The sequence below is a fragment of the Pseudomonas sp. 18.1.10 genome, from assembly GCF_024655625.1.
In the GTDB taxonomy this organism is placed as follows: domain Bacteria; phylum Pseudomonadota; class Gammaproteobacteria; order Pseudomonadales; family Pseudomonadaceae; genus Aquipseudomonas.
Genome location: NZ_JANLGL010000274.1, coordinates 1 through 6168 on the forward strand (window position 1 = coordinate 1; position 6168 = coordinate 6168).

Sequence of the window (6168 nt, forward strand, 5' to 3'; positions counted from 1 at the left end):
TGGGCCAGTCAACATATGCGGCGACTGATCCACCGCATTCGCGAGCAAGCCCGCTCCCACATTTGGTCCGCGTTCAGTTCGGGTTATTTGGCAGGTTTGACGAACCGCAACGTCATACGATCCGACTCACCGATCGCCACATACCTGGCCTTATCCTGCTCCCCCAGCCTCAACGTCGGCGGCAACGTCCACACCCCGGCCGGGTAATCCTTGGTGTCCTTCGGGTTGGCGTTCACTTCACTCTGCGCTGCCAGCTTGAACCCGGCATCGGTGGCCAGTTTCACCACCTGGGCCGTGGTCAGGTAACCCGTGTCCTTGATCGCCGCAAGATCCGCCCCGTCCTTGGCCCGGTGATCTTCCACACCCAGCACGCCACCCGGTTTCAACACCGCATAAAACGCACTGAACGTGGCTGGCGCGGTGCCTGCCTCTACCCAGTTATGCACGTTGCGAAAGGTCAGCACTGCATCCGCCGAACCCGGCTGGCCAAACACCGGCGCCTTGGGCTCGAACTCGACCACCTGCGCCTTGCCATACCGCGCCGGGTTCGCCGCAAACTTCTTCTTCAGGTTTTCTGCGGACGTACGCGCGTAGGCACTGCTGCTCGCGGCCTGTACGGCGGCGATGTAGTGCCCATGGTCGTTGAGCAACGGCGCCAGCAGTTCGCTGTACCAACCGCCGCCGGGAGTGATCTCGATCACGGTCTGTTTGGCGCCCAGGCCGAAGAATTCCAAGGTCTGCTGCGGGTGGCGATACCCATCGCGGGCACTGTTGGCCGGGTCGCGCCAATTGCCGGCGAGCACGCTGGCGTACTGCTGGGCGCTGATGGGCGCGTCGGTGGCCTGGCTGAAGGTCGGGAGGAGGAGGGCGGCAAGGGACAGCGCTGCAAACGTCGTTTTCATGATCTTCCGAAAAGTGGGCCACTGTGCCGCCGAGGCTAGCATGGGCCCAGTATCGGCCGATCACACATTATCCGAGGTCGACCGCACCAAACGTTCTAAGCCCATGGCGATCATCGGCTTGTTGCGCTTGTAGCGCACCAGTCGTTCGCTGAGGGATTGGGGCAGCAACGTGTCCTGGGTAAAACCCATGCGCTGGTACAGGCCTTCCAGATCAGGATGGCACAGCAGCCACAGCGTGCCTTCGCCATCCGCTGCCGCCGTCAGAATCAACTTCGCCGCCAACCCCTGGCCGCGATACGCCGGGTCCACAAACACCCCGGTCAACCACTGCCCGCCCACGACGGGTGTCAGGCACAAGCCGGCGACGATCTCGCCATCGCGCGCGACCCACAAGCGCCCGCCCTTGAGCGCCTTCATCGATGAATTGTGGCTGCGATAAAACTTGTTCAGCAGCGGCCACAGGGGCTCTGCCAGCAGATCGATGGTCAACTCGGGCATGGTGTTCAGGAGGCGTGGGAATGGGGGCGCGATTATAAGCGCCTTCTGCCGGGCAATAGGTGGTATACCCACTGTTACATTCACTGTCAGTGGAGCATGCAGCATGGCCAAAGGTATGGATTCAAAGAAAGCCGCGAAGAAAAAACCGGCTAAGACCGCCGATGAAAAACGCGCCGACAAGAAAGCCAAGAAATCCGAGAGCGGCTTGTTCGGCCATTGAGTTACAACGGACCTCTGCCAACACCCGGTCAAATGTGGGAGGGCGCAAGGCCCCCCACGTTCAGCTCGTATTTCAGGTCATGCAGCGCCTGCCGTCAGCGCTGTAATCAGTGCACGCCATCACCCGCCTCCCGGGCATTGTTAAAAATGCTGGCTGACTAGTGGCCTTGCATAGCGCCAAGCCCTGTCTATGCTCACCCAGAACCGTGATGACGCTTGCCATATAAAGCGATTCAGATGGTTGTTCCCCATGCAAGGTTTGCCAGCAGTATCCAACTGATGAATGGAATGCGCCGACCAGGCGCCGGGAATCAAGGGTGATCTGACCATGTTCAACCGCCATCACAAATCCGACCTGCAAGAAATCGAACGTTTCTCCTGCGCCCTGACCGAAGCCAACGCCAAGCTCGCCGCCATCAGCCGTTCCATGGCAATGATCGAGTTTGACCGCAATGGCTTGATCCTTGATGCCAACGACAACTTCTGCAAAGCCATGGGCTACAGCGCCGAGGAGATTCGCGGCAAACATCATCGGATCTTTTGCGAGGAGGCCTACACCCACAGCGAACCCTACGCCAAGCTCTGGCGCGACCTGGCGCGGGGCGAGGCCATCAGCGGCACCTTTATGCGCCTGAACAAGCGCGGCCAGGAAGTGTGGCTTGAAGCCAGCTACATGCCGGTGCTGGACAGTGACAAGCAGGTGCAGAGCGTGATCAAGGTAGCGTCGGATATTTCCGCGCGGGTGCACCATGAACACGAAAACCAAAGCCTGATCGATGCCATCGGCCGCTCCATGGCGGTGATCGAGTTCACCCCGCAGGGGCAGATCCTCAACGCCAACGACAACTTCCTGCGCACCGTGCAGTACTCGTTGGACGAAATCATCGGCCAGCACCACAGCATGTTCTGCCATCGCAGTGAGGTGGAGTCACCGGCCTACAAGGCGTTCTGGGCTTCTCTTAACCGCGGCGAATACCATTCCCACCGCTTTGAGCGCCGAAACAAACACGGCAAGACGCTGTTTCTGGAAGCGTCCTACAACCCGATCTTCGACACCAACGGGCGCCTGTACAAAGTGGTGAAGTTCGCCAGCGACATCACCGATCAGGTCACCACTTTGCGCAATGCTGCCGATTCGGCCCACGCCACCTCGGTACAAAACGACGCCTGCGCGCGTAAAGGCTCGGAGGTGGTGCAGCAAACCGTGCAGATCATCGAAGAAATTTCCCACGACCTGAACCAGGCGGCACAAAGCATCGACGCGGTGAGCAAGCAGTCGGACATCATCGGTGCCATTGTGCAGACCATCCGCAGCATCGCCGAGCAGACCAATATGCTCGCGCTCAACGCGGCCATCGAAGCGGCGCGTGCCGGTGAGCATGGACGCGGGTTTGCGGTGGTGGCTGACGAGGTGCGCAGCCTGGCGGCGAGGACCAGCCAGGCGACGGTGGAGATTGTCGATGTGGTGCGCAAGAACCACGACCTGTCGCTGAGCGCGGTGTCGAGCATGCAGTCGAGCTTGAGCCGCACGGGGCTTGGGGTGGAACTGGCGAATGAGGCGGGGCAGGTGATCCTGGAGATTCAGGAAGGGTCGAAGCATGTGGTGGATGCGATCAGTCAGTTCAATTCGACGTTGCAACTGCAATGATGTGAGCGGGTTGGTATTGGAAACCTACCAGCAGCCCGGCGCTGGTAGGCTTTTCCCACTACAGTGGTGCTCGTCTTCAAGGGGTTGGTTTTTGTTGCAGAAACGCGTTTTCGAGCTTTTTGAGCAAACCTTTCCCATGAAGAAAAACCATCGATATGGCGCCGTTAGTGAATGAAAAAGTGATAGGCGTGCCTTCGAAAGGCGTGACGGTGACAGAAAAGTTAAACGACGCTACCAGTAAGAAATTCGGCCCATATTGGCTGACTGTAATTGAGCCTTGGTGCGCCTTGGCGTATGACCAGTAAATGTCTGATTTTAGTCCTAACTCGACCTCGACCCCTTTTTCACCGCCAATCGGGTAGGTCCCCGTTGAGAGCGGTCTGGGCAGGTAGATACTAAAACTTACCGTGCGGGGTGGTTGATTGACGTACATAGCGGTGGTTACGTAGGCGAAATCGAATAGCTCATGAGCCACGAATTTAGCCGGGAATCCTGGGGCCGACATGTCTGCAGTTAGCTTGTCTCCAGGGAAAGGACTGACTTCAATGTTCATGGAATAGGCCTCTGATGGTTGTCGCTGTCGCGTATTAGGCGGGCTTCAAAATCCATTCAATGTTTAAAATCGCTGAGGGTCTACTGTGAACTTTGACAGGTTGTTCTAATCGTCGATTCATGAACACACCGTCTCAATCAGCAGGTCACAAATTGGTACGATGCAATCGTTAAGCGTAAAAAAGCCTGGCTTATATTGCGGCCAGGGTTTCTTTCACCGCCTGTGCCGGGTCAGTAGCCTTCGCGACAACCTGCTGTTCTTGCTGCTGCTTCACGCGCTCCGCTACTTGCTTGCTGATCGCGTCCTGCTTTTCCTGGGACATGCCCTGCACATCCGCCTCGGTCAAGCCTTGTTCCTTGAGCAATTGCTCACGGATGCGCTCGGCCGGGGATTTGCTCATGTAGTCGGTGAATTCCGCGCGGGCCGAAGATGTGGCGTTAACCGCTGGCACATCCGTGCTGCTGGTTTGCAACTGCACGCGGGTCTTGGCGAAGGCTTCGTCGATACGGTCGGCGGCCTTGTCCAGTTCCTTCTGCGCGGCCGGCACGGTCACGCTTTGCTGCGCCGCTTGCAGGGCGCCGCTGTACAGAGCGCTGGCGGCGGCGTTGGCCGGGTCCATGTCGGAGCGCTTGAGCTGCTGCACGGTGGTCACGGCTTGGGTGTTGTTGTTAACCAGCATGATCGGTCACCTGGGGAAATGTCTGTGTGCCACAGGTGGAGCAAATAGCGTGCCGGGTGTAAAACCCCCGATTTCATTGGGGATGGCGCGATGGTTGCGGCAACGGTTGGCCTGTCGGCGGCCAACCGTTGCCGTGGGGGCCTCAGTAGGTGATCGGGATTGCAAAGGTCTGGAACGCGTCATCCTGCGGCTGATAACCCAACACCCGCGTGGTTTCGCTTAAATCCAGGCGCTTGAAGCGGTTGTTGGAAATGCCATGGGCGATCAGGTGCTTCACGCCCTCGGCTTCCACCGAGCGTTGCAGCAACTGCACCGCATCACGCGGGCTGAGCCAGGCGCTGAGGTCGCGGGCGTTGTTGAGGTCGTGGGTTTCGACGAACTCGAAGGCGCCGATGCGCAGGGCAATCGTCGATAGCGGGGTTTTTGCTGCGTAGTAGGCGCAGAGTGCCTCGCCGTAGCATTTGCTCACGCCATAAAGGTTGGCGGGCATCACCTGCATGCCGGGGGTGATCTGGCGGTCCACCGGGTAACCCTCGATGGTCTGCGCGCTGCTGGCGAAGACCAGGCGTTGTACGCCAGCGGCCACGGCGGCTTCGAACAGGTAGGTGGTGGCGAGGATATTGTTCGGCAGCAATTCGTCGAACGAGGCGCTGGCGTGGGGGATGCCCGACAGGTGCACGATCACGTCGATACCGTCGAGCAGCGCCGCCAGGCCGGTTTTGTCGCTGAGGTCGGCGTGTACGAAACGGTGTTCGCCGAGGGCGAAATCCGGGGCGATGCGGTCGGTGAGGGTGAAGCGGTAGCGGTCTTTCGAGGCTTCGAAAAACGTCTTGCCGATTCTGCCGCAAGCGCCGGTGAGCAGTACGTTGAGTCCTTTCACGGTGTTGTCCTTGTTTTAGTTATGGCCGTCGAGGGCGAAGGCCTGGAAACCTGGGCGCTGGCTGAGGCGCTGATAGTAAGCCTCCACAGCGGGGTAGGGCGGATGATCCAGCGGGGCGTTGCGCCAGCGGTGTACCGACAAGCCCACGAGGATATCGGCCAGGGTGAATTCATTGCCGGCGACAAAGGCGCCGGTCTTCATCAACTGCTGTTCGAGCAAACCCATCTTGCTGTTCCAGGCTTGCACGCCGGCCTGGATGCGCTGCGGGTCCTGATAGTCGGGGTTCTGGCGCACCATCGCATGAAAGGCGTAGCCCCAGGACGGATTGAGCTCGGTGGCTTGCCAGTCCATCCATTGCTCGACGCGGGCCCGTGGCGCGGGTTCGGCGGGCAACAGGTCATGGCGCTCGTAGAGACCGACGAGGTAACGGCAGATGGTGTTGGATTCCCACAGCACGCCGTGATCGTCGATCAGCACTGGCACCTGGGCGTTGGGGTTCAGGGCGAGGAATTCGGGGGATTGGGTGGGGCTGTAGCCGATGCCCCAGTCTTCACGGTGGTAGTCGATGCCGAGTTCCTGGCAGGTCCACAGCACTTTGCGCACGTTGATGGAGGACGTGCGGCCCAAGATTTTCAGAGAGTGTCCCATGGTGCTTTCCTTGCGGTGGAGAGCAGCCAATCTAGCAGGGGGCGCAAGCTACGGCGATATTTCCAAGTGAACGGTGTAAAAAATGTGGGAGCGGGCTTGCTCGCGAATGCGGAGTATCAGTTGGAACATTCAGTGACCTGT

Annotated in this window: 6 protein-coding genes and 2 pseudogenes; 2 read left to right on the forward strand and 6 right to left on the reverse strand. The window is 59.3% G+C overall.

Going from position 1 to position 6168, the window contains the following annotated elements; translation table 11 throughout:
• Positions 1 to 83 precede the first annotated feature (83 nt).
• A complete protein-coding gene (locus NUV89_RS26655; protein WP_257783669.1) occupies positions 84 to 902 on the reverse strand; it encodes a class I SAM-dependent methyltransferase in 819 nt (272 codons plus the stop codon).
• A 60-nt stretch (positions 903 to 962) separates the two neighbouring features.
• Positions 963 to 1400 carry a GNAT family N-acetyltransferase gene (locus NUV89_RS26660; RefSeq protein ID WP_257783670.1) on the reverse strand — a complete coding sequence of 146 codons (438 nt, stop codon included), beginning with the start codon at positions 1398 to 1400 and terminating at the stop codon, positions 963 to 965.
• A 652-nt stretch (positions 1401 to 2052) separates the two neighbouring features.
• Here NUV89_RS26660 and NUV89_RS30030 point away from each other — a divergent pair.
• Positions 2053 to 2676: pseudogene (locus tag NUV89_RS30030) on the forward strand (PAS domain-containing protein); the annotation flags it as partial.
• Between the two features lie 177 nt (positions 2677 to 2853).
• Positions 2854 to 3267 (forward strand): annotated as a pseudogene (locus NUV89_RS30035) (methyl-accepting chemotaxis protein); the annotation flags it as partial.
• Between the two features lie 76 nt (positions 3268 to 3343).
• On the opposite strand, the gene NUV89_RS26670 reads toward NUV89_RS30035, so the two are convergent.
• The 4 genes from NUV89_RS26670 to NUV89_RS26685 form a co-directional block, all read right to left on the reverse strand.
• The gene (locus NUV89_RS26670) at positions 3344 to 3820 is read right to left on the reverse strand and encodes a hypothetical protein (RefSeq protein ID WP_257783672.1); all 477 of its coding nucleotides are present in this window, start codon (positions 3818 to 3820) and stop codon (positions 3344 to 3346) included.
• A gap of 190 nt (positions 3821 to 4010) precedes the next feature.
• Positions 4011 to 4499, reverse strand: a complete 489-nt coding sequence (locus NUV89_RS26675) for a hypothetical protein (RefSeq protein WP_257783673.1) — start codon at positions 4497 to 4499, stop codon at positions 4011 to 4013.
• Between the two features lie 142 nt (positions 4500 to 4641).
• Positions 4642 to 5379 (reverse strand): NAD(P)-dependent oxidoreductase, encoded by a 738-nt coding sequence (locus tag NUV89_RS26680; RefSeq protein ID WP_257783674.1) that lies wholly within the window; start codon positions 5377 to 5379, stop codon positions 4642 to 4644.
• 15 nt (positions 5380 to 5394) lie between these two features.
• Positions 5395 to 6027 (reverse strand): glutathione S-transferase family protein, encoded by a 633-nt coding sequence (locus NUV89_RS26685; RefSeq protein WP_257783675.1) that lies wholly within the window; start codon positions 6025 to 6027, stop codon positions 5395 to 5397.
• Between the last annotated feature and the right edge of the window lie 141 nt (positions 6028 to 6168).

Bases quoted from the DNA above. Each gene is read 5' to 3' on its own strand.
- NUV89_RS26675 (WP_257783673.1), bottom strand. From the start codon at position 4,499: ATGCTGGTTAACAACAACACCCAAGCCGTGACCACCGTGCAGCAGCTC.
- NUV89_RS26670 (WP_257783672.1), bottom strand. From the start codon at position 3,820: ATGAACATTGAAGTCAGTCCTTTCCCTGGAGACAAGCTAACTGCAGAC.
- NUV89_RS26660 (WP_257783670.1), bottom strand. From the start codon at position 1,400: ATGCCCGAGTTGACCATCGATCTGCTGGCAGAGCCCCTGTGGCCGCTG.
- NUV89_RS26685 (WP_257783675.1), bottom strand. From the start codon at position 6,027: ATGGGACACTCTCTGAAAATCTTGGGCCGCACGTCCTCCATCAACGTG.
- NUV89_RS26655 (WP_257783669.1), bottom strand. From the start codon at position 902: ATGAAAACGACGTTTGCAGCGCTGTCCCTTGCCGCCCTCCTCCTCCCG.